Annotated in this window: 26 protein-coding genes; 15 read left to right on the top strand and 11 right to left on the bottom strand. The window is 42.8% G+C overall.

Annotated elements, in window-relative coordinates; genetic code table 11:
* Positions 1 to 37: 37 nt before the first annotated feature.
* Both F6K57_RS04890 and hpsU read left to right on the top strand, forming a co-directional pair.
* On the top strand, positions 38 to 991 hold the full coding sequence (locus F6K57_RS04890) for a glycosyltransferase family 2 protein (RefSeq protein ID WP_293065333.1): 954 nt from the start codon (positions 38 to 40) through the stop codon (positions 989 to 991).
* 9 nt (positions 992 to 1,000) lie between these two features.
* Positions 1,001 to 1,609 carry a hormogonium polysaccharide biosynthesis acetyltransferase HpsU gene (hpsU, locus tag F6K57_RS04895; protein WP_293065335.1) on the top strand — a complete coding sequence of 203 codons (609 nt, stop codon included), beginning with the start codon at positions 1,001 to 1,003 and terminating at the stop codon, positions 1,607 to 1,609.
* Here hpsU and F6K57_RS04900 read toward each other — a convergent pair.
* On the bottom strand, positions 1,570 to 1,731 hold the full coding sequence (locus F6K57_RS04900; RefSeq protein ID WP_293065338.1) for a hypothetical protein: 162 nt from the start codon (positions 1,729 to 1,731) through the stop codon (positions 1,570 to 1,572). The two genes, hpsU and F6K57_RS04900, sit on opposite strands and share 40 nt — an antisense overlap.
* A gap of 224 nt (positions 1,732 to 1,955) precedes the next feature.
* On the opposite strand from F6K57_RS04900, the gene F6K57_RS04905 reads away from it, so the two are divergent.
* Positions 1,956 to 2,693, top strand: coding sequence for a hypothetical protein (locus F6K57_RS04905; protein ID WP_293065341.1), 738 nt, complete (start codon positions 1,956 to 1,958; stop codon positions 2,691 to 2,693).
* Positions 2,694 to 2,964: 271 nt separating this feature from the next.
* Here the strand turns inward: F6K57_RS04905 and F6K57_RS04910 are convergent, their stop codons facing one another.
* Complete coding sequence (locus F6K57_RS04910) at positions 2,965 to 4,194, bottom strand: glutathione S-transferase family protein (RefSeq protein ID WP_364301343.1); 1,230 nt, start codon at positions 4,192 to 4,194, stop codon at positions 2,965 to 2,967.
* A gap of 355 nt (positions 4,195 to 4,549) precedes the next feature.
* Here F6K57_RS04910 and F6K57_RS04915 point away from each other — a divergent pair, with 355 nt between their 5' ends.
* From F6K57_RS04915 to F6K57_RS04925, 3 genes are all read left to right on the top strand, one after another.
* Positions 4,550 to 5,365, top strand: a complete 816-nt coding sequence (locus tag F6K57_RS04915; protein WP_293065343.1) for a cysteine dioxygenase family protein — start codon at positions 4,550 to 4,552, stop codon at positions 5,363 to 5,365.
* Between the two features lie 154 nt (positions 5,366 to 5,519).
* The gene (locus F6K57_RS04920; RefSeq protein WP_293065346.1) at positions 5,520 to 6,158 is read left to right on the top strand and encodes a sigma-70 family RNA polymerase sigma factor; all 639 of its coding nucleotides are present in this window, start codon (positions 5,520 to 5,522) and stop codon (positions 6,156 to 6,158) included.
* Between the two features lie 471 nt (positions 6,159 to 6,629).
* Positions 6,630 to 7,004 (top strand): pentapeptide repeat-containing protein, encoded by a 375-nt coding sequence (locus F6K57_RS04925; RefSeq protein ID WP_293065349.1) that lies wholly within the window; start codon positions 6,630 to 6,632, stop codon positions 7,002 to 7,004.
* 112 nt (positions 7,005 to 7,116) lie between these two features.
* Here the strand turns inward: F6K57_RS04925 and F6K57_RS04930 are convergent, their stop codons facing one another.
* The 4 genes from F6K57_RS04930 to F6K57_RS04945 all read right to left on the bottom strand — a co-directional run bounded on the left by F6K57_RS04930 (position 7,117) and on the right by F6K57_RS04945 (position 9,869).
* On the bottom strand, positions 7,117 to 7,293 hold the full coding sequence (locus tag F6K57_RS04930) for a hypothetical protein (protein WP_293065352.1): 177 nt from the start codon (positions 7,291 to 7,293) through the stop codon (positions 7,117 to 7,119).
* 13 nt (positions 7,294 to 7,306) lie between these two features.
* Positions 7,307 to 8,821 (bottom strand): mercuric reductase, encoded by a 1,515-nt coding sequence (locus F6K57_RS04935; protein WP_364301349.1) that lies wholly within the window; start codon positions 8,819 to 8,821, stop codon positions 7,307 to 7,309.
* 81 nt (positions 8,822 to 8,902) lie between these two features.
* On the bottom strand, positions 8,903 to 9,043 hold the full coding sequence (locus F6K57_RS04940) for a hypothetical protein (protein WP_293065358.1): 141 nt from the start codon (positions 9,041 to 9,043) through the stop codon (positions 8,903 to 8,905).
* Positions 9,044 to 9,134: 91 nt separating this feature from the next.
* A complete protein-coding gene (locus F6K57_RS04945; protein ID WP_293065361.1) occupies positions 9,135 to 9,869 on the bottom strand; it encodes a TVP38/TMEM64 family protein in 735 nt (244 codons plus the stop codon).
* A 967-nt stretch (positions 9,870 to 10,836) separates the two neighbouring features.
* On the opposite strand from F6K57_RS04945, the gene F6K57_RS04950 reads away from it, so the two are divergent.
* Both F6K57_RS04950 and F6K57_RS04955 read left to right on the top strand, forming a co-directional pair.
* Entirely contained in the window at positions 10,837 to 11,526 is a 690-nt protein-coding gene (locus F6K57_RS04950) for a hypothetical protein (protein WP_293065364.1), read from the top strand.
* 107 nt (positions 11,527 to 11,633) lie between these two features.
* On the top strand, positions 11,634 to 11,972 hold the full coding sequence (locus tag F6K57_RS04955) for a XisI protein (RefSeq protein WP_070395931.1): 339 nt from the start codon (positions 11,634 to 11,636) through the stop codon (positions 11,970 to 11,972).
* 154 nt (positions 11,973 to 12,126) lie between these two features.
* On the opposite strand, the gene F6K57_RS04960 is transcribed toward F6K57_RS04955, so the two are convergent.
* Positions 12,127 to 12,372: a DUF4926 domain-containing protein gene (locus tag F6K57_RS04960; protein ID WP_070395932.1), complete on the bottom strand. Its 246-nt coding sequence runs from the start codon at positions 12,370 to 12,372 to the stop codon at positions 12,127 to 12,129.
* Positions 12,372 to 12,707: a DUF6883 domain-containing protein gene (locus tag F6K57_RS04965; RefSeq protein WP_293065372.1), complete on the bottom strand. Its 336-nt coding sequence runs from the start codon at positions 12,705 to 12,707 to the stop codon at positions 12,372 to 12,374. Before F6K57_RS04965 ends, F6K57_RS04960 begins: the two co-directional genes overlap by 1 nt.
* A gap of 455 nt (positions 12,708 to 13,162) precedes the next feature.
* On the opposite strand from F6K57_RS04965, the gene F6K57_RS04970 reads away from it, so the two are divergent.
* The 5 genes from F6K57_RS04970 to F6K57_RS04990 all read left to right on the top strand — a co-directional run bounded on the left by F6K57_RS04970 (position 13,163) and on the right by F6K57_RS04990 (position 15,613).
* Entirely contained in the window at positions 13,163 to 13,729 is a 567-nt protein-coding gene (locus F6K57_RS04970) for a Uma2 family endonuclease (RefSeq protein ID WP_293065374.1), read from the top strand.
* Positions 13,730 to 13,836: 107 nt separating this feature from the next.
* A complete protein-coding gene (locus tag F6K57_RS04975) occupies positions 13,837 to 14,244 on the top strand; it encodes a XisH family protein (protein ID WP_293017858.1) in 408 nt (135 codons plus the stop codon).
* Positions 14,235 to 14,579 carry a XisI protein gene (locus tag F6K57_RS04980; protein WP_293017859.1) on the top strand — a complete coding sequence of 115 codons (345 nt, stop codon included), beginning with the start codon at positions 14,235 to 14,237 and terminating at the stop codon, positions 14,577 to 14,579. The genes F6K57_RS04975 and F6K57_RS04980 overlap by 10 nt, the downstream gene beginning before the upstream one ends.
* 29 nt (positions 14,580 to 14,608) lie before the next feature.
* The gene (locus F6K57_RS04985) at positions 14,609 to 14,824 is read left to right on the top strand and encodes a hypothetical protein (protein ID WP_293017860.1); all 216 of its coding nucleotides are present in this window, start codon (positions 14,609 to 14,611) and stop codon (positions 14,822 to 14,824) included.
* Between the two features lie 48 nt (positions 14,825 to 14,872).
* Positions 14,873 to 15,613, top strand: a complete 741-nt coding sequence (locus tag F6K57_RS04990) for a class I SAM-dependent methyltransferase (protein WP_293065378.1) — start codon at positions 14,873 to 14,875, stop codon at positions 15,611 to 15,613.
* Between the two features lie 268 nt (positions 15,614 to 15,881).
* Here the strand turns inward: F6K57_RS04990 and F6K57_RS04995 are convergent, their stop codons facing one another.
* Both F6K57_RS04995 and F6K57_RS05000 read right to left on the bottom strand, forming a co-directional pair.
* A complete protein-coding gene (locus tag F6K57_RS04995) occupies positions 15,882 to 17,306 on the bottom strand; it encodes a hypothetical protein (protein WP_293065381.1) in 1,425 nt (474 codons plus the stop codon).
* A 293-nt stretch (positions 17,307 to 17,599) separates the two neighbouring features.
* Positions 17,600 to 22,054, bottom strand: coding sequence for a caspase family protein (locus tag F6K57_RS05000; RefSeq protein WP_293065383.1), 4,455 nt, complete (start codon positions 22,052 to 22,054; stop codon positions 17,600 to 17,602).
* A gap of 320 nt (positions 22,055 to 22,374) precedes the next feature.
* Between F6K57_RS05000 and F6K57_RS05005 the strand changes: the two genes are divergently transcribed.
* On the top strand, positions 22,375 to 22,977 hold the full coding sequence (locus tag F6K57_RS05005; RefSeq protein WP_293065386.1) for a Uma2 family endonuclease: 603 nt from the start codon (positions 22,375 to 22,377) through the stop codon (positions 22,975 to 22,977).
* Between the two features lie 240 nt (positions 22,978 to 23,217).
* A complete protein-coding gene (locus F6K57_RS05010; RefSeq protein WP_293030909.1) occupies positions 23,218 to 23,379 on the top strand; it encodes a hypothetical protein in 162 nt (53 codons plus the stop codon).
* Between the two features lie 51 nt (positions 23,380 to 23,430).
* On the opposite strand, the gene F6K57_RS05015 is transcribed toward F6K57_RS05010, so the two are convergent.
* Positions 23,431 to 23,568 (bottom strand): hypothetical protein, encoded by a 138-nt coding sequence (locus tag F6K57_RS05015; protein WP_293030912.1) that lies wholly within the window; start codon positions 23,566 to 23,568, stop codon positions 23,431 to 23,433.
* Between the last annotated feature and the right edge of the window lie 254 nt (positions 23,569 to 23,822).

A 23,822-nucleotide genomic window follows, 5' to 3' on the forward strand; every position in this document is an offset into this window, starting at 1 on the left:
CTTTTAATAAAATTTCCACAATTGCAGGTGTTTAATTATGAAATCCCCTAACACTAAACTTCCGGTATCAGTTATAATTCCAGCCAAAAATGAAGAGGCTAATTTACCAGCTTGTCTTGAGAGTGTTAATAGAGCAGATGAAGTGTTTGTTGTCGATTCCCAAAGCAGCGATCGCTCCATTGAAATTGTGGAAGAATACGGTGCAAACCTAGTTCAATTCCATTTTAATGGGTTTTGGCCCAAAAAGAAGAACTGGAGTTTAGACAATCTTGAATTCCGCAATCAATGGGTATTAATTGTTGATTGTGACGAACGCATTACTCCAGAACTTTGGGATGAGATTGCTGTGGCAATCGAAAATCATGATTATAACGGCTACTATATCAATCGTAAAGTATTCTTCCTAGGACAATGGATTCGTTTTGGGGGCAAATATCCAGACTGGAATCTACGGTTGTTTAAACACGAAAAAGGTCGCTACGAAAACCTGAAAACGGAAGGAATTCCCAATACTGGAGACAACGAAGTCCATGAACACGTTGTCTTAGAAGGCAAAGCTGGCTATCTTGAAAATGATATGCTGCACATCGACTTTAAGGACATTTACCATTGGCTAGAACGGCACAATCGCTACTCTAATTGGGAAGCTCGTGTCTATCTGAATATACTAACAGGTAAAGATGACTCTGGCACCATCGGGGGAAATTTGTTTGGAGACGCCGTGCAGCGTAAGCGGTTTCTGAAAAAAATCTGGGTTAGACTACCGTTTAAACCAATACTGCGGTTTATTTTATTTTACTTTATCCAGCTGGGCTTTCTAGATGGAAAAGCTGGATACATTTATGGACGCCTGTTGAGTCAGTATGAGTATCAAATTGGGGTCAAACTCTATGAGTTACAAAAGTTTAGCGGTAAGCTGAATGTAGAAAAAACTGAACCAGCACAGACACCAGTAACACCAAAGCCATCAGTTGTCTCTCCAAATACCTGAGTCTAAATTATGACTAATGACTTAAGTAAACTACCAGCGTTAGATTTAGAACCCTTAGTGGATTTACGCCAGTACGACCAATCTTGGTTTGACCGAGGACGTCCGGGCTGGTTAATCTTACTCTGGTGGTTGGTGCAAGCGATCGCATTTCCCTTAAGTCCTCATAACTTCAATGGCTTCCGCCGATGGCTGCTACAACTATTTGGAGCCAAAATTGGTACTAATGTGATCATTCGACCCACTGCTCGTTTTACTTACCCGTGGAAAGTAGAAGTTGGTGACTACAGTTGGATTGGGGATGATGTGGTTTTCTACAGCTTGGATAGGATTCGCATTGGTAGTCATTGCGTGATTTCTCAAAAATGTTACCTCTGTACTGGTAGCCACGATATGAAAGACCCAGCCTTTGGTTTAATCACATCTGAGATTAATATTGGTAACGGAGCCTGGATTGCCGCCGATTGCTTTGTTGCTCCCGGTGTCCACATTGGAGCTAATGCCGTAATTGGTGCTCGCAGCAGTGTTTTTAGTAATATCCCAGAGCAGCAAGTATGCTGGGGAATACCAGCACGTCCCCGCTATCGAAGGGAAATTGAGGAAATAGGGAATAGGGAGTAGGGAGTAGGGAGTAGGGAGTAGGGAGTAGGGAGTAGGGAGTAGCTTACAAGGGTAGGTTTTTTACGGCGAGTAGGTACTTTAATTACGTATAAATTATCAAAAATCTGTATTATATTATACAATTATTTCCGTGATAATTCTGTCCATCTCCCCATCTCCCCATCTCCCCATCTCCCCATCTCCCCATCTCCCCATCTCCCCACACTCTTAATCATGGGTATTCAACCGGAGTTGATAATACAAGGGTAAGTTAACCAGATCCGGAAAAATTTTCGATAAGTTTCCGGATTTTCATTTTGCCAAAAGAAAAAGATAGTGGACCACTTTAAGTCAGGATTCCATAGTCATGGTTCACAAATTCATTTTCCAAGGTTCAGCTTACCTGTTGTCAGCGTCCGTGATGTGGCACATGCTTCCCGCAACAGCCGGAATAGTACCTGGGAAGCATGACAATAGCAATGTTAGCACCTTCGAGATTGCTGGATTATTCGATGAGCTCCGCGAAATCCGTCGAGATGTTCGAGAGGTAACCAATACCATTCGTGAAGGCAGGCGTATAATCCAAGGCACACGTACCATGGTTGATGAGTTTGATCAACTTGGCGACGACCTCAACTCTGGACGAGTGGTACAGTCTTCTAACAATAATCCTTGTCGCAAAAATCGGTCTCAGAAATCGGTTGCTATCAATGAGCAGGTGATTTGTACCAAAAACGGAGCCTATGAGTTAAGTCAGGAATTGCGTAAGGTACTGATGATGACACAAACTCGAAACCTCTATATTGATGAGTTTTACGGCACGTTTTTGGACAAAGTCTTTAATCGTCCTGTTGAGTTTATGTTCGAGAATAAGGAGGAGATGACTTTAGAGAATCTTACGAAGGTGCTTGCTCTCTATGATCAGAAACGGTGGGATTATAGCAAAATCACACAGATTCTTTTCTCTCCCTCTACTAGTAAGGCTACTTTGATGTTTGGAAAACGCACCGAACCGGAAATTGTATCTGTCCCTGATTCCATTGGTGAGTTCTCAGATTCCGTATTTAAAATAAAATCTAAGTCTCCTTTCTTGAATCAAGAATAACTTGATAGGTAAGTTATCAGCGGTCAGTGGTCAGCGGTCAGCGGTCAGCCATCAGCGGTCAGCGGTCAGCGGTCAGCCATCAGCTGTGGCACAGGCTTCTAGCCTGTGACTTAACTCAGATTAAACCAATGCTTACCTGTTTTATTCAAAAGCATCTCAAGTACACATTAGCTGATAGCTGATAGCTGATAGCTAATAGCTGAAAGCTGATAGCTGATAGCTGATAGCTGATAACTAATAGCTGATAACTGATAGCTGATCGCTGATAGCCTTAATCACTAAAACTAATTTGTGGTCCTTTTGGAACAATCCCAGAGGGATTAATAAAGGGATGACTCCTATAATAATGCTGCTTAATGTGGTCAATATTACAGGTTTCCTTTACCCCTGGCTGATGATAAAGGTCTTTGAGATAATTCCACAAATTGGGATAATCGAAAATTCGTCGCCAATTACATTTGAAATGGACGTAGTAAACTGAGTCAAAACGTAGCAGAGTGGTAAACATACACCAATCAGCTTCGGTAATGCGATCGCCACAGAGATAAAGCTGTTTACCTAACACCTCTTCCCAATAGTCAAGGGCATCAAATAGTTCAGTTACTCCTTCTTCATAGGCTTGCTGAGTAGTAGCGAATCCGGCTCGATACACACCATTATTAATAGGTTGGTAAATGGCATCAATGGTTTTATCAATCTCTTCCCGTAAATTCTCCGGATAAAAGCTGATATCCGACTGAGCAATCCCGTCGAACTCTAGGTCAAACATCCGAATAATTTCACGGGATTCATTATTAACAATCGTGCCAGTTTCCTTATCCCAAAGTACTGGAACTGTCACCCGTCCGGTACAGTTAGGGTCAGCTTTGATATAAACTTCCCGCAGATAGCGAGCACCATTCACTGTATCAGGGATACAACCAGGCCCATCGGAAAATTCCCATCCATCTTTATCCATCAATGGGTCAACAATGGACAGGGTAATTGCTTGCTCCAATCCCTTTAAGGCTCGCATAATCAGAGTGCGGTGCGCCCAGGGACAAGCATAGGAAACATAGAGATGGTAGCGTCCAGAGGCTGGTTTATAGTCTGTGGAGCCATCAGCACGAATCCAATTACGGAATTTGGTGGGATTACGCATGAATCGTCCTTGGGGGTCTTGCTGATAGGCTTCGTTAGTCCATTGCCCGTTAAGGAGCATCCCTGTTGCCATAGTTTTCCTCTGTTCGTGTAGCGTGGCCAACGGCCATGGTATTTTTTTTATACTATCTATTGCACAGGGAGTAGGGAGTAGGGAGTAGGGAGTAGGGAATAGGGAGTAGGGAGTAGGGAATGCATCGCTTAAAACCCTCTTTGCTTTTGGCTTTTGGCTTTCTCGGCATTGCTGAATCTTTGGATAAATATGAGTGGGGTGGGCATTCTGCCCGCCGGGAATATATTGAAACTGGCAAGATGCCAGTTCCACCAAGATGGCTGTTCCACCAAGATGCCCGTTCCACAAAACTATTCAAATCATTCCATTATTAAGCAAGGCCGTATATTTTGCGTGCTTTTGCGATCGCGTAGCGTAGCGAACGCGCCTTCACCTCTAGAACTCCCGTTGACCCAGTACCCAATGGCCAGCTATGAACAGGCGCAGTTATCGTTGTGGTAGGGAGCCGTGGAATCGGTGGTGAGGGGCAGTATTAGTTTTTAGCCAGCACCTCTGGTGATAACCCTTCAAGAATCTTTACAAAACTCTGCGTCACGTTTCGCTTCCTGTGGTCTCTTATTTATGTACACCAAGCTTTCCAAGAGCAAGCGCTTTTGAAAAGTAGATCAAGGAACGCCTGTTAAATACGTAGAAGTTTGTCACTATGTTCAGTCAAGGTGAAATTTCAGAAGATTCCAAAGAACAACTCAAAACAATACTCCGAGAAGTCTGTCAGCCAGATAATCTTCCCGAACAGCCAGAGCTTGTTCAGTTGGTTCAAGAGTATTACCAGCTAGCGACTCAAAAAGAGCTTACGCAAGAAGATGGTGAGAGAATGGCACAAATGTTTGACCTGGCAGTATTAGATCTGCAGTTTGACCAGTGCATTAACAGGGTAGATCAGCTGATCAGCCAGCCCTTGCAGTCTTCTCCCTCTTCAGGTTGCTCTGGTCTCCTTTCGCTAGACGAGTTTATCTATCAGGTAAATGCCATAGCGCCCCAAGACATGAGTATGGAGAGGTTCAAAGAGCTTGCGGCGAACCTTAATTTGAGTCAAAAGCTAATCGAGCAATCTATTAGTTTTAAAGAGAGTGACTACCATCGCCGCTTAGTTTGTATGACCCCTTTTGGTGGTATTTTTGTTATTTCTTGGGAGCCGGGTCAATTTTCACAAGTACATACCCACGAAGAGCAAATTTGCATAATCCGTGTCTACAAAGGAACCCTTACCCACCGCTTTTATGATCCGGTGGAGCACTTACAAGGAAAGCAGGGCTACCGAACAAAGGACGAGAAAAAGTTCACAGAAGGTGAGTTAGTCTGCGTTGGGTTTCATCAGACTCACCAACTTGCTAACGAGTCCCAAGAAAGACTGGTTACTGTGCATGTTCGGTTCTTCAAAAGACTTATAGCCTGTGAACCCTTAGAAAATTGTGAACCGGATAGGTCTTGTCCTGATTTAGTTGACAGGCGAAAATGATCGGCTTGGCGCTTGCTGGTCGCAATTTAGTGTAGCTTTTTGTTATTGGGCAGAGCAGAAACTATTTTTATAGCCTGCCCTATCGACCGTGACAATCGTGACAACATAAGTTATTCCATTTACACTAATTTGCATGATCAGGATAATAATTTAAATGGCCAAAGCACAACCAGATAAAAATTACTACCAGGGGAGAATGATGAAACAGCAAGAACTTGCCAACCTGTTAAATTCACTATCTACTCAAATAGAAAGTCGTCTTAGCCAATTTAATCTTAAGAGCAAGTATACCCATGAAGATATCAAAAGCGATGTCTTTTTACTTGTCCAAAGACTAATCGCCTCCGGGAGACTAGAGTTGCATTTAGACGTTGATGGGGAACTGTTACTGGTTCGAATTAAGGGTGACTTAAGAGAGCCAATTATTAATCCAAGGGCTTGGTTGCGAACAGTTGCCTTTAATTACGTAAGAGGAGTTCACCGTAAGCATAAGAGGTTTTTAGATATTACTTCCGACAAGTGGGAACGTTTACTCTCGACTGAGCAGAGTAATGCGGTCTCTTCCCGTCATCCTCACCCTATGCAGTATATAGAGAACTTAGAACTGCGGGAGAAGATCAAACAACTTCCTGATGAAGACTCAGAAATTTTGGAGTTATTCTATTTTAAAAAGCTTTCCTATGCTGAAATTTCGAGTCATTTAGAGTGTAAGGGCTATCCCCGGTATACGGAAGGAAATATTCGGCAAAAAAAGTTTCGAGCACTCAAGAAACTGCGCCAACTTTATTTATAGCAACCGAAGTATAGTTTAGGACAGAGTATTTTGCTTGAAAGGGAGCAGGGAGTAGGGAGCAGGGAGCATAAATATGTCTTAAGCTTTACTTCGACTGCTATATAAACGCGATTGGTGATCACAATAACTATAATTCTAGATAGGGAGCATATCATATTTATAAAAAATCAAGGAAGTGTGGTAAATATGAGAATTCTGATAAGTGTCGGGAGTGTGGTAAGTGAGGAGTGTGATAAGTGTGGTAATTTTATTATAATTTTTGCCTAATTTCAGGCATTGAAATGCACCCTCTAAATAACTAGTAATTGTACTTAAATTACAAAGATGACTGTGGATATATTTGTTATGACACAGGCACTTTTTTGCGTTTATTAGCATAGGAAAAATATTGGTTTACTTTGTCACGTTGGGCGATATTTTTACTCTTTTTAATAGAAACCTTTAACTAAAGTCAAATCGGGGGAAGGCGACATGAATAGCAAAGAACTCCAAGAAAGGTACGCAGCAGGAGAACGATATTTTTGTGCTATCGACCTAGTTCAAGCTAATCTGAGTGGTATCAACCTTAGTGGTGCGAATCTGAGTCGAGCAGATTTAAGCGGGGCTAACCTGAGCCGAGCTGATTTGAGTGGGGCTAAGTTGCGTTGTGCGGGATTGGAAAGAGCTAATTTGACTGATGCCAAGCTTCACAGGGCAAATCTAGGTCGAGCGAAACTTGCTCGAGCAAAGCTAAGTGGAGCCGATTTGAGAGCTGCCAATCTCAAGAGTGCGGATCTGGCTGAAGTAGACTGGAAGGATGCAGAACTATGGGGTACGGTTATGCCTGATGGTAGGGTTGTTTCCTGATTTACTCAAGATTTAGCTTCCTAGATGCCTACTGGCAATCATCTGCAGATAAAACGCCGTTGCTTAATCATGGAATGATTTGAATATAGCGGTTTTTAACCTTTGGATTATTTCAATCGGAGGTCAAGACAAAGAGGGAGTAGGGAGATAGGGAAATGGGGAGAGCTGACCAAGTCCTATTATGAGTGGAGTGGGCATCCTGCCCGCCGGGAATTGGAACGGGCAAGATGCCCATTCCACCAAGATGCCTATTCCAGAAAACTCTTAAAATTATTCCATTATTAAGCAACGCCCCTTTTTCCCTAAGAAAGCTTGGTCAGGAATTCTAAAAATGTTTTAGTTCTTGGTGTTAAGAGGGTGCGGCGATAGGCATCTGCCGCTTTTTTAATTCCTTCTGCTTGAGTTGGATAGGGATGAATTACGCTGGAAAGCTTACTCAAACCAATCTTATGGACAATTGCTGTAGTCACCTCAGAAATCATTTCCCCTGCATGAGTTGCCACAATAGTTGCTCCCAGGATTTGATCTGACCCCTTCTTGTGGTGAATTTTAACAAATCCCTCTTCTTCGCCATCTGCGATCGCTCGGTCTACAGTACTAAACGGAATTTTAATCGTATTAACATTAAACCCTTTGGCTTGAGCTTCATGTTCATACATCCCGACATGGGCAATTTCTGGATCAGTATAGGTTGCCCAAGGCATCACCAAATTACTCAGCTTATATTTACCGAAGCCAAAGGGAGAAAATAGAGTATTCTTAATCACAATCCGTGCTGCTGAATCCGCTGCATGGGTAAACTTCCAGTCCATGCAAATATCACCAGCAGCATAAATTTTGGGATTGGTAGTCTCAAGGTAATCATTCACCTTTACTCCTTTACGCTGGTCATACTCTACCCCGACCAATTCCAAATTTAACCCTTCCACATTGGGCGCACGTCCAGCACCGATCAAAATTTCATCTACTGTGACCGACTCTTCCAAACCAGTGCAGCTATTGAAGTGTAATGTCTTACCTGCCTCTGTCTTCTCGACCCGGTTCAATTTGGCACCCAGGACTAAACGGATACCTTCTTTTAAAAAGACTTTTTGAACAATATCAGCGGCGTCAGCATCCTCTTTATTTAAAATGTGAGAACCGCGATGGAACAGCACTACTTCACAACCTAAACGGCGGAAAGACTGAGCTAATTCACACCCAATGGGACCGCCACCAATAACAGCTAGTCGATTGGGACGTTCTGTCAGAGAAAATACCGTTTCATTGGTGAGATACCCCGCCTCTTCCATGCCCTCAACTCGGGGTCTTACTGCTCTTGCTCCTGTAGCAATTACCGCTTTCTTAAACTTGAGGGTAGTATCGTTTACTTCGATGGTATCATCACCGGTAAACCGACCATTTCCTAAAAATATATCAATACCATAGGTATCTTTGAAGCGTTTAGCAGAATCGTGATGGCTAATCCCTGCCCGTAGCCGACGCATCCGTTCCATCACTGCCGGGAAGTCTACTTCAATATTATCTGGAACTTTAACCCCAAAGGCTCCCGCATTGCGCATCTCAGCCACTACCCGAGATGACCGAATCAAACACTTGGAGGGGACACAACCTACATTTAAACAATCCCCACCCATCAAATGCCGTTCAATCAACGCCACTTTCAAACCAACACCGATACCTGCTGCACCTGCTGCGGTAACTAATCCAGCTGTACCAGCACCAATAACTACTAGGTCATAACAATCAACAGGTTTTGGATTAACCCAATCCCCTGGATGAACGTAGTTAACCAACCTCTGGTTATACTCGTCCATGGGTGGAACAATAACTCTTTGGTATTGAGAACTTGACATTTATAATAACTCCTTTGATAGTTCAAAATTAAATTATTTGTTTTAGGGAATAGGGAGTAGGGAGTAGGGAGTAGGGAGTAGGGAGTAGGGAGTAGGGAGCAGGGAGTAGGGAGTAGGGAACAAAAATTCACGGATCTCTATAACCTTTAACCTTCTAACCTTTAACCTTGGCCAATAGGCCACGCTACGGGAACAACTTCCTAACCTTTAACTTCCTAACCTTTAACCTTCAACCTTCAACCTGCTAACCTTAAATCTCCTAACCTTAAATCTCCTAAACTGTCTCCTTAGAAACGCTTTTGGCTAAAGCCTTCTTAGCCAGATTAGTAATAAAAAGTGTTATTGCCACAGTGGCGATAAAACCAATAATCCGAATTGCCCACTGGAAAGTGGGATTGGTTGGTGCCTCACCACTACCAAGAGTGGCCAGGTCTCCAGCCAAAGAACCGATGTAAACGTACATTACTGTTCCTGGAATCATGCCAAAGGAGCCTAAGACGTAGTCTTTTAGCGAAACCCCAGTTAGACCATAGGCATAGTTTAAGAGATTGAAGGGAAATACAGGAGAGAGTCGAGTCAAGAACACAATTTTCAATCCTTCCTGACCTACTGCTTCATCAATGGCACTAAACTTGTCATTTCCGGCAATTTTTTGAGCAATCCAGTCCCTAGCTAGATAACGCCCAACCAGAAAAGCAGCCGTGGCTCCGATAGTGGCTCCGATGAACACATAGATTGAGCCTAAGACAACACCAAATACTACCCCAGCCCCTAGGGTAAGGATAGACCCAGGCAAAAATGCTACGGCAGCAATGATATAGATTGCGATAAATGCGATCGCTCCGATGGGTCCTAGACTATCAATCCACTGCAAAGCATTGCGCAATATTTCTTGGGGATTGAATCCTCCACTACTAGCGGATTCCTGTGCCAAACTAGGCTCAGCATGTACCACCAGTACCATCACCATTGCCAGTAATGTTAATGAAACTAACTTTAAACCCTTCATGACCTTTCGGGGATGAGATTGACTGCTTCTTCTTGTACTTATCATGAGTTGGGACCGTTGCAATTCAACTTGAGACATAGTAATCAAATTATCTAGAGATTCTGGTTATCTTAAATGGCTTGTTTGGTGATGAAATTAACAAAAGTTTATAACTTTACAGGTAAGCATTCAGCCTTCAGCTATCAGCTAATGCGCTACTTGAGATGCTACTTGAGGTGCTATCAGCTTATCCCCTACATTGGTTTAATCTCTGTTACCTCAGCTGACGGCTGACTTCTGACCGCTGACGGCTGACGGCTGACGGCTGAGGCCAGTTATGGATTCAGCCTTGAGCCTAGGGCGATCAGCTTTCTAGAGAGTGGCCAACAAACAATTGCAGTATCAATTGCTTGTTGATGATCATCATACAATACTTTTTAGGAGCTAAAGCTAGTGAAACTAATTTAAATTTAATAAGAATATTTTTTGGGGATTTTCAGCTTAATATTAGCTGATACTCAGGAAAAAATAAGCTTTATTAATATAGCGGATATTAACTATAAAAAATTAGATGGGAGATTAATTTTGTAACAAAGTAACAGCAGCTCTGAAAACAGTTGTTTTTAAGTTATAGCAAAAATTAAATAGTTCAGCTAAATTAAAGCTAAATTGAAAGTTATGGGGGGTATAATTCACAATCCTATAAGATACTCATGATAGTCAGGAGTTGCCCAGTAAATCTACATAGCTGTAGCAGTTTTTATTAATGCATCCTAGTAGTTATAGGGTTGGTTTACAAGTTTTGCCTAAGTCCTGTAGCTGTGAAAACCTTTCCTTAGCAGGATTATTACAGAAGGATACTAAGGGATTGAGGAAACAAAAAAAAAGTTTTTTTTAATAAAATTTAACTCGATTGGATGGCAAAACTAAAAAAATACTGCTATACTTTCCGTAAAAGCTTGATTTACAAGACATGCAACTGACAACCATGAATCTTAAATCTGCTCAAGAAGACCATATTAATTGGATCAAAACTCAGCTAGAACAAACCCAGCGAGAACTTACTGAAGCGGAAGCAAACCTGGTTGAGGTAAAGGCTTTAGTGGAGCAAAAACGGGCAAACGTTGCCTATTATCAGAATAAGCTTGAAGCCGAACTATCCAGCAACGATATTGCAGCGGAAAACGATGATATTGCAGCGGAAAACGATGATATTGCAGCGGAAATATCGAGTGCTTTCCGGGAACTTGAGGTTAATGCTAATCATTTATCTGAACAAGCTCCCACTGTGAATTCAAGTGGCAATGTCGGTCAAGTAACTTTTGTTGATGAGGAATTAGAAGAGGAATCCTTTGAAGAAAACCAAAGGGAAAACCAAGACGATGAGGAGGGTAACAAGCGCAATCCCAGAGATATGTTATATCCAGAATTTAGAGGTAAAACATTCGGGGAAGCGGTAGAGATTATCTTAGATAAATTCGCGGCTCCGGTTAACCGAAAACAGATTGCCAGCAGACTCTTTGATGCCAAATCTGAGCATGAACAACTCCGTGCTACAAACTCCTTAGCTAACCAATTGCATCAAGGTGTAAAAGAAGGGAGATGGAAGAAAGTGGGACGAGGTCTTTTTGCTTCTAATTCTTTCCAGGAGCAAGTAACTGATGAAATTAATAACTAAAAGTAAATTTACAGTGGTTTTTTAAGTTATCCGTTTATACAAAAGTCGATCAAGTGTAATCAGGTTCCTATTGTAGTTTATGATATTTCGCAACCAAAGATTAATCAATGGATAAACTAGAGGTATATCGACAGCACATTCAGGACTTGCTTAAAAAACGCGCCAGTATTAAGTCGGCGAATCCAGCCATCGAAACCCAGCTCATTTTTGATACGGAACGGGATCATTACCAAATGGTTCATACCGGTTGGAAAAATAACACCACACGTATTTATGGCTGTTCTGTACATGTGGATATTAAAGATGCCAAGATTTGGATACAGCATGATGGGTCGGAGATTGCGATCGCAGATCAGTTAGTTGAGCTAGGGGTACCAAAGCAGGATATTGTCTTGGCCTATCAGGCACCCATCATGAGGCAGTATACCGAGTTTGCGGTGGGGTGAGCGCACCCGCCATACAGTGATGGAACTAAAAAATCAGTGGTGTGAAGTGTTCTATGACAGGCGTTGCTAAACAGATGAAGGCCGCAGGGTTACCCCTGAAGGATATTGCACAATATACGGGGTTGAGCGTTGATCAGATAGATGGGTTGTAGGTTCAAACGGCTTCATCCAATCTTCGGATATGCAGAACCTCATTTTTCATTAATGACTCAATTTGTGACTCTGAAACCACTAAAACGGCGATCGTTTCCCCGATCCCATTGAAAACTTCCAGACTATAACCATCCTCTCCGTCTTGTATTGGATGGTGATCGACAATCGTTGCAATATCCCCTTGCTGCAACTTATGCTTGGGAAAATCTTCCCGCAGAGCCACCCGTGAAAATAACTCAAATGCCATTATCTAGCCTCCTTATCTGGGTACAGGGTGATAAACTTTGTCTGTTGAGTTTCATGCTCCACCATCCAAATTGTCTTGATGTCTAGTTCAACTCCATTTGGTCCTACTAAAATGCCCCGAATGGTATAAACATCGCCAAATCGGTTGGGTTCATCGCTCAAAGTCGCATCCAATGGCAAAATCTGGGAACGCAAATCTATTTCTAACTGTTGCCAGTTCTCTTGACTATAGCCTGCCTGAGCTAAAAATTTTGACTTATCATCGTTATCACGCCAAACCAACAAATATCTGGTAAGTTTGGCCGTTGCAATGATGGCATCCTGTGGAAGTTTCATAAACCTATATGGTTATATGGTTATCCAGTTTTGGCGTTATCATCCCTAAACGTTATCATTAATTCCCAGTATATTGATTTTTGCACGTTAGTGTAGCCTATCGATCAAGGAATCGCACCCAACCTGGTTCCACGATGATGGCGTTGGGAATTTTATTCGCGATCGCTTATCTATTCTTGTCAAGACATCCGGTCACACAGGACTGACACTGGCCCTTTGATCCAGGGTTCTTTAGTAGAAGAAAGTAGGTTTTTTCGGTAGAGTGGGCAAAACTTACCCACCCCACTTAAATTCAATATTAAGTCTCTACTTGGAAGTAAACATCAACCATGTCGTGTCTAGTACTGACTCTCCCTGTTGTAAGGTAAAGTTGTAACTTATATGAACCAGTGGTATCTATCATCTAAAACTTGTTCTCGATGCTAAGGCCAGCTACGTAATTCATAGACTCTGCCATGATTGCCAATCCTCAGTCCCAAAAAATGACTGTCGAAGCTTACTTGGAATGGGAACCACACCAAGAACTTCGATACGAATTTATTAATGGTGACATTTTGGCTATGACAGGTGGCAGCATTCCCCACAACGATATTGCGATTAATCTACTAGCTGCCCTACGTCCCCACGTTCGTCCCAAAGGCTGTCGCATCAATATTGCTGATGCCAAAGTAAAGGTTACCGAATCTATCTACCGTTATCCAGATGTGGTGGTGAGCTGCGATCAGCGAGATAGAATAGCGATTAACGCGATCCAATATCCAAAACTTATCGTTGAAGTGCTTTCCCCCGGTACAGAAGCTCTCGATCGGGGGAATAAGTTCAAAGAATATCGCACTCTACCCAGCCTGGAAGAATACATCCTGATCAGCTCTACCGAGATCAACGTCGAGATTTACCGGAGGGGCGAAGGGCGGTTGTGGCTATACAGGGCATACCAAGCTGGAGATGTGATCACCCTACAGAGCGTTGGCTTTGAGTTTGCGATCGCACTCGTGTATGAAGATATCCCACTAGACCGGTGAACTATCTCAGACTAAGGTTTGGTGGTGCGATCACCCAAGGAATGATAAATACATTCGCTCTAGCATATAATTTTACCAGAAAAGCTTCCTGTTTATTTTAAAAGCTCATGGCAAAGGATCCTTTCCACAATGCAGTGAGAACTGCCCTAGAAAAAGAGAACTGGGTAATTACTGCCGATCCCTATCAACTGAGTGTTGGGGGAGTCGATTTTGAAATTGATCTTGCTGCAGAGCTAATCGCTGCAGAACGAGCAGGAGAAAAAATTGCTGTGGAAATCAAAAGCTTTATTGGTCGATCCGTTGTCTCCGATTTTCATACTGCCCTTGGGCAATGCATCAACTATCAATTTGCCCTAAATGAAGTTGATGCCCAACGTAATCTTTACCTTGCTATTCCTGAAACAATTTACCAATCTTTTTTCCAGCGACGGTTTGTACGATCAGTCATTGATAAGACTCAAATCAATTTACTCATCTATGACCAAACTCAGGAGGTTATTCGGCAATGGCTGTAGAAGAATCTGTAGAACAATATCGTCAATGGATTCAGCAATTACTTCTAGAACGAGCCAATCGCAAACCCACCTTCCCGGAAATTGAAACCCAAGCAGTGTTGGACACCGAACGAGATCATTATCTGTTACTGCACACGGGTTGGAAAGATAACCGTCGCACCCACGGCTGTAGCCTCCACTTAGATATCAAAAATGGTAAAATCTGGATTCAGCATGATGGCACGGAAATTGGCATTGCTACCCAATTGCTTGAACTGGGTGTTCCAGCTGAGGATATTGTCCTTGGCTTCCACTCCCCCAACATGCGCCAATACACTGAGTTTGCTGTTGATTAACTAGATTTCGGGCGTTGCTGAATCTTTCAATGAATAGGAGTAGAGTGGGCATCCTGCCCGCCCCAAAAGATCGCCAAACAGGCAAGATGCCTATTCCCCAAACAGGCAAGATGCCTATTCCACGGGTAGAGTGGGCATCCTGCCCGCGCCAAAAGATCGCCGAACAGGCAAGATGCCTATTCCACAGGATTTTTTCCCAGATCCGCTGTTCCCTGTTACCTAAAAACATGTACTTCACCAATTGAAAACCGCTATATTAATAATAATCATAAATAACAATAGCAATTAAAGCCATGAGTAGCTCGAATCAAAAACACTATAAAAGAATCGGGAGTATCTATGATGATTTGTGGAGTTACTCAGAAGACTACATTAGATTTATGGGGTTAAAAATCATTGAATATTTACGCTTAACCTCAACAGATAGTCTTGTGGATTTAGGCTGCGGTACAGGACTTTTTACCCAATCAATTCCGAAGGAAATACAGTTAGATAATCCGATTATCTGCGTCGATCCTTCTGAAGAAATGCTCTCACAAATCCCCTTAAGCCCTCAATACCAAATTAGGGCAGTAGATGCGATTACTTTTGTTTCTGAAACCTCAGGTTATAATAAGGTCTATATGAAGGAAGCAATTCATCATATAGACAATAAAGAATTACTATTTAGTAGTTTGTTTCAAAAGCTAACTAGTGGAGGAATTTTATTGCTAATCCTTCTGCCTCCTACTATTGAGTATCCTTTATTCAAGAAAGCTTTAGAGCGATATGAAAGAAGGCAGCCTAACTATAACGATCTAACTAGTTTACTTGAAAAAGTCGGCTTCAACGTCTCAGTTGATTTTGTTGAATATCTTCAGTCAATTCCTAAAGAACAATACTTGAAAATGGTAGCAAATCGCTATATGTCCTTACTGTCATTATTTGATGATCAACAGTTACAGGAAGGTCTAGCAGAAATCTCAGAAAAATATGCTCAACAATCTATCCTTGAATTTCCTGACCGTTTTGTTTTTATTACAGCAAGTAAGTAGTTAAGCTATCAGCTATCAGTTATCAGCTATCAGCTATACCAAAGGGAACAGGGAACAGGGAACAGGGAACAGGGAGTAGGGAGTAGGGAGTAGGGAAAAGGGAACAAAAATTCTCGCAATTCCTACACGGATTGGTATATCAGTTATCAGTTATCACCTATCAGCTAAAGGCCTTGGCCATAGGCCACGCTGCGCGAACGCGAATGGCCACGCTACGCGAACAGCTTATGCGCTACGCGCTGCATCCCTATTCCATACTCCCTGTTCCCTATTCCCTGTTCCCTATTCCCTTTGCTGTAGTCGCGATCGCATCAGCTCTAGCATTCAATCGCTTCAGTAAGGTTGTATGGGAGAGGTTGGGATCATCCTCAAGATTGACCAGACCAAAACTAATTGGGGGTGTATGACCGGGCAAATCTACCCAACGATACCAGGTATAACCGACAAGAGCGGGATGAGTCAAAGCCCTGGCTAAGGACTTAGCGCCATTACGCATCATCCGTGACCTTTCGGAAAACCCGTCTTCTGGTTCATCGGGTAAGGCTCGTTGAGTAAACCTGGTGTGTCCCCAACTAAACTCAGTGTTGAGCACTGGCAATTTTGTAGCTTGGTAGTATAGGTCTATCCGCTCATACATGTTGTAGCGATAATTGTTAGCAGATACCACATCTACCCAAGGTCTTTTGATGGCGGAAAATACAGCATTAGAAGGAGGTGCCCCAAACCGACATCCCAGGATTAAATGATTGTGGTCATAGCGGTGGATTGCTGCTGCAGTTTCCTGAAAATAGCGTCTAGCAAATTCTGCTTGAAACCCATTCTGATCCACTAAGTAGCCTTTAGAAACAATCCCTTGTTTTGTCTTAGTCCATTCTTTAATCGTGTCTCTAGATTCAATCGGGACCTGCCAATCTTTAGCTAACTGCTCTAGACTATTACCATGGCGCTTTAAAACAAAATCCCAGGCAGCACTATAGGCGGGTTTTTCTGGATTGAGGCTAAGGCAAAATTGTAGTAAAGATGCCTTAGCGTTATTGGTCAACAACAATTCTGAGTTAACCTTTCGGTCTGGTGTTTCGGCGTGTGCCCAATTGAGTTCATTGTCAGTAAAATATCCCACTAGCAGCTTACTACTTGCCACCGGTGCTACGATTTCCTTAGCTTTAGCATCAATCCCTTCAATCCATTTTGGATCAAACACATCAGGTAACTTTAGCTTCCTGTCATCAACCCTAAGTTCGCTGTCTGGAGCAGCTTTGACGAAATTTAGGATAACCGTGTAGGGCATACCCTGATCCCACAATTGAGGTGGTGTCCATGCTCCTAGGGCATTAAAATTCCAGTTTCGCAGCCGCTCAAAGGTAGCTTCCCGAAATGCAGCGGGGTCTTGACCATATTTATCTTCGACAACCGGAACATAGGGAGCAGGATAGCCAAAGTTGACGGAGGTGACACCCCGGTAAAGAAAGGGTTTGCCATCGGGGTCAATCAACCACCAACGACCTTTGTGGGATTTGCCAACTCGGAAAAAATCCTGCTGACCTATTACTGTTTCGGTCTTGATGCGTACTTGGGCAAGAGGACTAGCAGCTTGAGAGGCAAGAAGACTATTGGGTAGGGCAGAGCTCAGCAGTACGATAACTGCTGAGAGGATGAATAGAATAAATCGGGATAATACTTTCCAATGTCGCATTTCAGTTTTGTTAATCCCTGATTGAGATCCCCCTAAATCCCCCTTAATAAGGGTAGGGCTGTTTCATCTCATTTATAAACCCTATATAGGCCGGCGTTGCTGAATTAAGGAATGAATGCGCGATTATCTGATTTTATTACAGCCCCCTAAATCCCCCAACTTTGGGGGACTTGTCTTGATGCAGTCGCTCATGGGGGAAACCCCCAAGACCGCGCTGCATCGCTTGAGAGTTTTGTTCCCCCCAGAATTGGGGGGCTAGGGGGGCGAAAGCATACCCAAAATCAGCAACGCCATCAATTTTTGCAGAGATTGCGATCGCTCTCGTCAACATTGGGGTTACTAAGATAGTCTCGCACCCAATCACAACCCTTGGCTATTAGTTCATCCAATCCTCCTATACGCCATAACTTGGCATTTCCGGATGTATCAAGAGTGGCTAGTAAGCTGCCATCAGCACTAAGACTTATACTTGTAACTTTACTTTGATGCCCATCTTTGAAAGCAGTCAATAATTTTCCTGACATATCCCATACATAGGTATAACCCTTCTCCTCCATATGAGAACCATTATCCTCCAAATAACGCCGCTCTGCACTAACCACTAAGCCACCCTGGGTACTAAAACCGATACTATCAAAGCCATACTTAGCACTCTTAAACTTAACTAATTCCTCACCAGACTCCAATTCTTTTAAAAAGATATTACCTCGCTCTACATAGTGATCAGGTAAAGCATTCTGCGCCACTAACAGCTTGCCATCGGAGCTAAAAGCGATTTCACCCCATAGCTTAGGTTCAGTTTTCCAGATTTTACTGTTCAAATTCAACCGATGGAGAGTACTAGTATTCTTATCATCATAACCCTGCGGATATACAGTACTATCGTTCTCCACAACAAGCAATTGTGTACCATCAGGGCTAAAAAGAAGCTGGCTAATTGTTTTATTAAAATTTTTAGATTTATACAACTGATTGCCATTCAAATCCAATAAGCGAATCCTATTATCTTTACCAACTCCAGCCAATTGTGTACCATCAGGGTTGAAAATGATTTGCCTTATTTTTGTTTTAAGATCGGGAAATCGCTTCAACACCTTACCAGTCAAATCCAACCGACGAATAGTGTCATCACTTCCGACAACAGCTAGTTGCTTACCATCGGGGCTGATGCTGATACTTTTTAAATTCGGAATTAGCTCTAACTCCTCTAATGGCTTCTTATCTAGTTTCCACCAGACCAGGGTATTGTCATCACCTAAACTAGCAAGTTGTCTGCCGTTCGACGAGCTAGAAATCACCTCACGAATACCACCTTGATGCCCTTTCAGTTCAAATTCCAAGGCGTCTGACAAAGAGTCATTAATCTTATATGGTTCATCATAAACACTAATAATACCCTCACCCTCTTGCCCAATAATCAGACGACCTTCGGTATCAAAAATGATACTGCTAGCTCTACTTATGGGTTTAAACTCCTTCCAATATTCGCTATCTAAACTACGAAAGTAGGCAATGCTTACATCATCTCCAAACAATCCTGCTAAGTATTCACCATTAGGACTAATAGGACTAAAAACCAGATTTCCCGAGAGTGTAGGACTAAAAGCCAGATATCCAGAGGGTGCCTGATTAAAATTTTTAAACTCTGCCAACTGATTACGACTCCTGTAGTCCGACAAGCTGAGGGTATTGCCAGATTGGTTAGCTACTACTAGCTGGTTATTGGAGTTAAAGCTAATACTATAGAAATTGCCTTCCTGTTTCAATAGCTTCGGTTTATCTCCCGTTTCCCACAGGCAGATAGTACTGGAATTGCCCTTCTCAGTTACCCTTTGTAAATAGGCTAGAAGCTTCTTGCTATCAGGACTGAAACTGATCCCTCTGTCATATACACCGAAACCAGTAGGAGATAGATTTAAATCAGTATATGTAAACCCTGAAATACAGTCTGTAAGCTGACGTGGCTCTTCCTGTTTTCCTTCTAAGTTCCAGAGGCGAAAAGTCCCTTGCTGGTCAATTGTTGCTAATAAGCGACTATCCGGACTAACATCAAGATCTACGTCCCCCTCATGTCCTGAAAATACTTTGGGTTGTTGTCTGCCTTTGAAGTCTTGTAAGCGGACAGTACCATCCTCTGCTGTAGCAATCATTAACGTACCATCAGGCTTAAAAAACATCTTCTCAAAACCTTGAGGTACTTCTCTGCGGTTATATTCTCTAGTTGAATATAATGCCATTCGTAAAGTTTGTAACACTTCAGCTTGAATCTTACTGTCTGGCTTGAATAAGGATAAGTATCCCGGCCAATCTTGAATAGATTTTGCTGCCCGTAAACTGGCAAGCAAAGCTTCTAAATCTGGATATAATCCAAATTTGGCTTCAGCGGCTTGCCGATCGGCCTTAATTTGACCGAATAGGGCGTTTCTTTGACCAATTAAGGAGAATAAACCTGTAATTAACCCTACTATAACTGCGATCGCAACACCCGAATTACGATTAGTATTGAAGCTTTTTCGTCGGACGCTACACCGCACAAACTCAGCTTCTACTTGGTTAAGCCAGTTATTATCAGAATTGAGTACCTTTTTCAACAAATCCAGACGTGGGTTAGTATGCCAAAGAAACCTTGCCGTCTGCTGGCTTTCCCACTCCTGGGCTGCGGTCGTTAACCGCCGTTGCAGAAGTAAATTTTCCTCCTCCTGTTGCTTCCATCCCAGCAATCTTTGCCATCCCCGCACTAAAGCATCATGGGCTGGTTCTACATAGGGATTCCCCTCAGCATCTTGTCCTTCTACTAATAACCGTGCTGTGCTAAAACCCTCAATTACTTCCTTGACTAAATCATGTTTCTGAGGCGGATATTCCAATTCCCATAAAGGTACTTGCCTACGGGCTAACTCACCTCCACCTAGTGCCACCATCCGCAGCATCACATGACGGATCACTTGGTCATAAGCGGGATTTTCTTGAACTAGCTTCTGATACTCCTCATCCGCCCTTTGAGTTAGCGATCGCATTACTCCCCCCAATTCAATATAATCGGCTTGAGTCAACGCCCGGTCAATAGTCATACCCATATATTGTGACTGCCGTTGCCGCCTTAAATACTTGAGATACAGTTCACTCAAGGCAAAAGACAGCAGGGGTAATGCTCCCGGCATATCCGCCACTTCATCAATTAATTCTTCTACTAATTCGTGGGGTTGAAAATACATTACCCGTGCTTGAGCCGGTTTTTCTATCGCTTCCCTTAGTTCCCCTCGTGTCATGGCTGGTACAATAAATCGTCCACTTTGCCAAAGATTTATCAGTACCGTGGTTCCCAATTGATTTAGTACTTCCGGTGCCAACTTTAAGCCCACATCTGTGATTTGGGGTTCAAAATCAGAACGTAGGCTTAATACTACTCGTAATTGCTCCCGATAGCCATGAATTGCTGCCAGTATCTGTTGAAAAAATTCCTGGCGCTCCTGCTCATCTTGACAGAGTGTAATGATTTCTTCGCTTTGGTCAATAAAGATTAATAACTTGGATTTGGGATTGTTTTTAACCCAAACCGCAATACTTTCAGTGAGAGTTTTTTGTTTGTTCCCTAACTCGACTTTTGGTAATCCCGCCTCAACCAGGGCTTTATTGAGAGCTTGGAAGGGGGTTTCTCCGGGACGAATTGGTGACACTATCGACCATTTATCGGTATTTTCCTGTTTCAACTGGGGAATTAATCCGGCTTTCACCAAACTCGATTTACCCGAACCGGAAGCACCTAAGACCACAGTTAAGGAATGAGTATTGACAAAATCCTGTAACTTTTCTACTAGTAATGTTCTACCAAAAAATAGTTGACTGTGTTCCTCTTCAAAGGAGTTTAAACCCCGATAGGGATTTTTCGACTCATCTAATGGTGGTGCGGGGGGTAAGTTGAGTTCATGTCCTGGAGACAGAAAGATATACTCGCCTTTATCGTGCTTGTCTAAACACCAAATACCAGGGGTTTGCCGCACACGGCATTTTTCTGTGGGAATTTCGACTCTATCCCGTAAATATAAATATAATTTTGTGGCTGTAATTACCCCATCGACCGCCGGTTTGCCATTCGTGGCAGGAGGATAGATATCTGCTGCACCTTCTAGGGCTTCTAATAATGCACTAGCAAAAGGGGAATGATTGCCGATTTGACCGCGTTCGCTATCTAAATTAAAGTTATCTAAAGCCTTTTGATCCGAAGCTGAGGAAGTAATGATTTGCCAGGCCGGGTCAGTAATAAAACGGTCATAACGCTCTTGGTGAATTACTTCTGGTGATGTGAGTAAATCCCTGGTACTTGACCAACGGAAAGCACCAGCAAAACAGCAGTCTAGGATACCCAAGAAATGACGACAAGGTAATTTAATTAAAGCATCGTGTAACTTGGTCATGGGCAGATAACTATTAGTATCCCCCAGGGATGCATCTTGAGGAATTAGGTAACCAGCCGGGCCATCATCCCCATTGAGGGCAACTCCATGACCAGCGAAGTAAAATAATAAGCGGTCATTTTCAGTGACTTGTTCGGGTAGGGTTTGGTCTAAAAATTTGTTGAAGTTAGAGAGGGTGGCTACTTCGTCTAAGCATACCCAGACTTGATAACCATGCTTCTCGCGCAGAATTTCTATTAGTTTTTTGGCATCGTTTACGGCGGTGTTCAGGGGGGAAATGCCGTTTTGGTAGTTGTTAATGCCGATGATCAAGGCGAGATGGCGAGAAAACATGTTATACTAAAAGCACTTATAAAGATAACTTTAATACTCTTGATTGCTAGCATCCCATTTTGGCAAATATATCTTTTTATGTGGGCGGTATAATCCCGCTCACACAGCTGGGGTATAGTTTGTCAAATCTGGGATGCTCCCTATTTATTCCCCAAGATAACCTGTTGACTTTACGCAGAAATTAGTATTTTCGTAATAAATCTTTACCTATTGACGAAAGCAGACAAGCCCTAGTGTCATTGGCGTATATATCTTTCCCCTCTTGTATCCATGCCTTTTTATGCAATAAGTCTGTTTACAACCTAGATACAAACCCTATAATGACCAGGCTACTGATTCAAACCCAAACTGTTCCTGTTATGGTCAATCTTCCTGGGATCATCCCAATGACTCTCGCCCAGTTTTATGAATTCTGTCTAGCCAATCGAGATATACGAATTGAGCGCACCGCCAGTGGAGAAGTTGTGATTATGCCGCCAGTCTTTTCCGATACAGGCAATCGGAATCTGAAAATTTCTCAACAATTGGCTAACTGGGCTGATCTCGACGGTACGGGTGAAACCTTTGACTCCAGCACCGGCTTTACCTTACCCAAGGTCGCGATCCGCTCTCCAGATGCCTGTTGGATTAAACTGGAGAGCTGGAATGCCTTAACCGAAGAACAGAAAGCTTCCTTTGCCCCCATTTGCCCCGACTTTGTGATCGAGTTACGTTCAGCCAGCGATACACTCAGTGGCTTGCAAGATAAAATGCAAGAATACCTTGACAAGGGTACATCACTGGGTTGGTTAATCGACCGCCAAAACCGGAAAATTTACATTTATCGTCCTAATCAGAAACCAGAGATTTTGGACAATCCTGAAACCGTTAGCGGTGCTCCGGAACTGGCGGGGTTTGTGCTAAACATGAGCAAGATTTGGTGAAAGCAATTGTCAGCTATCAGCTAATGCGCTACTTGAGATGCTACTTGAGGTGCTATCAGACGTCAGCTATCAGCTAATGCGCTACTTGAGATGCTACTTGAGGTGCTATCAGCTATCAGCTAATGCGCTACTTGAGATGCTACTTGAGGTGCTATCAGCCTATGGGCTACAGATGGTGCTACTTGAGGTGCTATAGCACTACCCATTAAAGTTAGGACATTGATAAAAGCTCATTTGCTAATGCACGTCAACTTTTGCCTCTTGCCTCTTGCCAATGCCATTGCGCGTAGCGCTATATCAGCCTATGGTTTAGCTTTCGGTGCGATTGGCCTACGGCCACGCTACGGGATCAGCCCTACAGGCATAGCTGCGCTGACCGGACTACTTCTCAACCAAGATTAACGAGAGTGCGAACGCGCCCCGCGTGACATGCAGGTCGATCGCACTTCTGTGCTAAGAGTTTTGAGAAAGCGATCGCACTTGTGTACCAACAGTTTTAAGAAAGCGATCGCTCTTGTGTAGCAATAGTTTTGAGAAAGCGATCAGCCCTACACCGGTTAGCCCACACCCCATACCCAGTAAGGCTAACAATGCTGCTTGTCACCCCGTCAGGTCAAAAAGACACCGGTTAACTAGTATAATTAAATTAAAAAAAGTTAATTTTTTTTTACATAAAAGGTACCCTCAAGGGGACTATTAAGCTGGGGTTAGATGTATTATTATTTTGGAATAAACATACCCCATTCAGCTGTGTAAGCATGATTATACTGCCTACATAAAAAGATATATTTGCCAAAATAGGATTGTTCCAATCACTAGCATTAAAGTTATCTTTATAAGTGCTT

The organism is Moorena sp. SIO4A5, assembly GCF_010672005.1.
Classification (GTDB): domain Bacteria; phylum Cyanobacteriota; class Cyanobacteriia; order Cyanobacteriales; family Coleofasciculaceae; genus Moorena.